Origin of the sequence: Gelidibacter sp., from assembly GCF_035577925.1 — a bacterium.
In the GTDB taxonomy this organism is placed as follows: Bacteria; Bacteroidota; Bacteroidia; order Flavobacteriales; family Flavobacteriaceae; genus Gelidibacter.
In genome coordinates this window covers 1-3,619 of record NZ_DATJCY010000075.1, presented here as the reverse complement: position 1 = coordinate 3,619, position 3,619 = coordinate 1, and the positions used below count along the sequence as shown (strand labels likewise).

The following is a 3,619-nucleotide window of genomic DNA, read 5'->3' as shown; positions in this document are numbered from 1 at the left end:
GCACTGCACTATTCAAAAAGTTCATACTCTTGTTCAATCAACTATGATATAGACACGCATTAATAAGACAGAATTTCAATGCGTAATTTATAGATCAATCACCAAGAGAATTATAAATTTAAAATGTATATTTGTATGAATCAATTTTTTAAAAGTAAATTAAAGATGTTTGAAATGGTAAAGAAAAAAATACTTGTTACAGGAGGCACTGGTTACATTGGATCACACACGGTAGTAGAACTACAGAATGCTGGATATGAAGTTGTGATTGTGGATAACCTATCTAATTCTAACGCTGATGTGATAGAAGGAATTACTAAAATATCAGGTGTTCGTCCTAAATTTGAAAAAATAGATTGTAACGACATAACAGCTTTAACTGCTTTATTTAAAAAACATCGACATATTGACGGTATCATTCATTTTGCTGCAAGCAAAGCTGTTGGAGAATCAGTTCAAAAGCCTTTATTATATTATAAAAATAATATTGTTTCGCTTATCAATTTGTTAGAACTTATGCCTCAATTTGATGTGTCAGGAATAGTGTTTTCTTCTTCTTGCACAGTTTATGGAGAACCAGACGAAAATCCAATTGATGAAACCGCACCAATTAAACCTGCCACTTCACCATATGGTAACACCAAGCAAATAAACGAAGAAATTATACAAGATTATATTCACTCGGGCGTACCTATCAAAAGTATCATACTTCGTTACTTCAATCCAATTGGCTCTCATCCAACAGCAGAAATTGGTGAGCTTCCAATTGGAGTTCCACAAAACTTAGTGCCTTACATCACCCAAACAGGAATGAAAGTGCGTAAACAACTAAGTGTTTTTGGTGATGACTACAACACGCCCGATGGGTCATGTATTCGAGACTTTATCAATGTAGTAGATTTAGCTAAAGCACACGTTATAGCTGTGGAACGTATGTTGAAAAACAAAGTAAAAGATAAAGTGGAAATTTTTAATCTCGGTACTGGAAATGGAGTGTCTGTTTTGGAACTAATTAATATTTTTGAAAAAGTTTCAGGAGAGAAACTCAATTATAAAATAGTGGGTCGTCGTGAAGGCGATATTGAAAAGATTTGGGCTAATCCTGACAGAGCGAATAAAGTGTTGGGTTGGAAAGCAGAGGCTTCAATTGAAGAGACAATGGAGTCAGCTTGGAAGTGGCAACAAAAGTTGCGAGAAAAAGGAATAATGTAAAACTCTTCTCTAAACAATAAAACCTAAAGAATCTTTTTTATAATATCTCATTCTTTAATAAATGTATCACCGTTATAGTTTTAAACTGGAGCGGTGATTTTTTTAACATCTTCATTAAACATGCTTTAGCAGAGAATTAGCTTGCGGCGTCTGAACGTGTTCAAAAACTAAAAATAGAAAACATCTATAAAGACTTTCAGTTTTTATTATTAGTTTTGGGGCTTATATATACAAAAACAGTATTTGCTCTATGGCATTTTTGATTATTGTGCTTATTAGTTTTTCAGGAGCTTTGCTTTCACCGCTTGTTTTTAGGCTTTTCCCTAAAAAAGGAGGGTTGGTGATGGCATCCATCCCCTTGTTTTTATTTACATGGGCTTCCTTTAAGATGTGGGGCATTATAAATGGAGTAGTATTTCAAGAAACTATAACATGGGTTGAACGCTTAGGGCTCGACTTTATTTTCAGATTAGATGGTCTTAGTGTTTTCTTTTTAATGCTAATAACTGGTTTTGGCGTTTTTATTCATGTTTACGCCGATTCGTATCTAACACTAGACAAAAATAAACCACGTTTTTTTGTCTTTCTATCCTTTTTTATGGGAGCTATGGTTGGACTGGTTATGTCGGGATCACTTTTGCTGATGTTCGTCTTTTGGGAGTTGACAAGTCTGAGTTCATATCTGCTCATTGGTTATTATCACAATAAGGAAAAGTCGCGTGATGCTGCATTACAGGCCATGATGGTAACAGTGATGGGAGGGCTTTTTATGTTAGCTGGCATCATATTGATTGGGCATGAAGCAGGTACATTCCGTTTTGATGAGTTGATGAACAATCCAAATGTTGTCTTGCAAAGTCCCAAAGCAAATCTCATTCTCATATTATTGGCAATAGGTGCTTTCACGAAGTCAGCACAGTTTCCTTTTCACTTTTGGTTGCCCAATGCCATGGAGGCACCTGCTCCAGTAAGTGCATATCTTCATTCAACCACTATGGTGAAAGCGGGAATCTTTTTGCTGGCTCGCATTTCACCTATTTTCAACGGTCTTCCTTTATGGCACGTTTTACTGCCCCTTGTTGGTGGGTTCACCATGGTTTATGGCGCTGTTAAGGCCATTATGCAAACAGATTTAAAAAAGATATTGGCCTATACTACCGTTAGTGCCCTCGGAATTATGGTAATGCTTCTTGGCATTGGTAGTGTTGTAGCAGTACAGGCAGCCATGATATTTGTTTTGGCACATGCGCTTTATAAAGGTGCACTCTTTATGGTAGTAGGTAACATTGATCATGAAACAGGAACGCGCGATATTGATGAATTGTCAGGACTTCGTAAGAAAATGCCTTATACATTTGCTGCAGCAGCACTAGCTTCTATGTCTATGGCAGGAGTCTTGCCTTTTTTTGGCTTCGTTGCCAAAGAGATGTTGTATAATGCTACAGCTTACAGCCCCGTGTTGAGTCTTCTTTCATTGATAGCTACTTTTGTAGCTAGTGTGTTATTTGTTTCTTTATCAATTGAAATAGGATACAAAGTCTTTTTTGGCAAAGAGATGGAAGCTCTCAAAAAAACAAACGAAGCTCCCTTTGGGATGTTATTTGGACCTTTGATTGCTTCATTATTTGGATTAACAGTAGGGGTGTTTGCAAAACAGATTGTTCAACCTCTTTTACACCACACTTCAAATGTGGCATTGAAGGTTGATAGTGTTTTAGAATTAATGCTATGGCATGGCTTTACGCTTATATTTGGATTGAGCTTACTAACGTTAGTTGCAGGATGGGGTGTTTATCTCATTCGTCACAAAATCAGACATCTTGCCAATCGTTTCAATTTAAATAATTTATTTGGCCCAGAAGCTATTTATGATAAGTTCATCCCAAGTCTCTTGAGAATATCTACTGCACAAACTCGCTTTTTCCAATCTGGTTTATTGCGAAATTATTTGGTAACCATTGCTGTCTGTTTTGTGGCAATGGTTTTACTGGTTGTTGGTTTTGGTAGTTTTGACGTTTCGCTGGTCGATTTATTTCACTCGTCAGTTGGGTTTCGCCTACACGAAGTGCTCATTGTAGTTATTATGCTCGTAGCATTATGTGTTCTCATCACTTCCAATTCGAGACTAACTGTAATTATTTCCATGGGTTTGGTTGGTTATAGTACTGCACTTATTTTTCTGTTTTTTGGCGCTCCCGATGTATCTATGACTCAGTTTTTGATTGAAACATTGTCGGTTGTAATATTTGTACTTATTCTCAACAAGTTGCCACTATTTCTTAAGATTCCAAGAGCACTGAGTCTTAGAATGATTATTCCTGCATTGCTTTTCGGATTTACCATCTCTTTTTTATTACTTTGGGTATTACAAACAGATATTGATCCTTCACTAAAAGAGTACTTTGTT

General features: G+C 36.3%; 2 protein-coding genes. Both read left to right on the top strand.

Annotated features, from left to right (window positions below; translation table 11 throughout):
* Positions 1-135: 135 nt before the first annotated feature.
* On the top strand, positions 136-1,212 hold the full coding sequence (galE, locus tag VNJ50_RS02350; RefSeq protein ID WP_325578682.1) for a UDP-glucose 4-epimerase GalE: 1,077 nt from the start codon (positions 136-138) through the stop codon (positions 1,210-1,212).
* Between the two features lie 250 nt (positions 1,213-1,462).
* The coding region (locus VNJ50_RS02345) for a proton-conducting transporter membrane subunit (RefSeq protein ID WP_325578680.1) at positions 1,463-3,619 on the top strand (2,157 nt) is incomplete at its 3' end.

Coding starts and splice junctions, on each gene's coding strand:
- galE (WP_325578682.1), top strand. CDS start 136: ATGAATCAATTTTTTAAAAGTAAATTAAAGATGTTTGAAATGGTAAAG.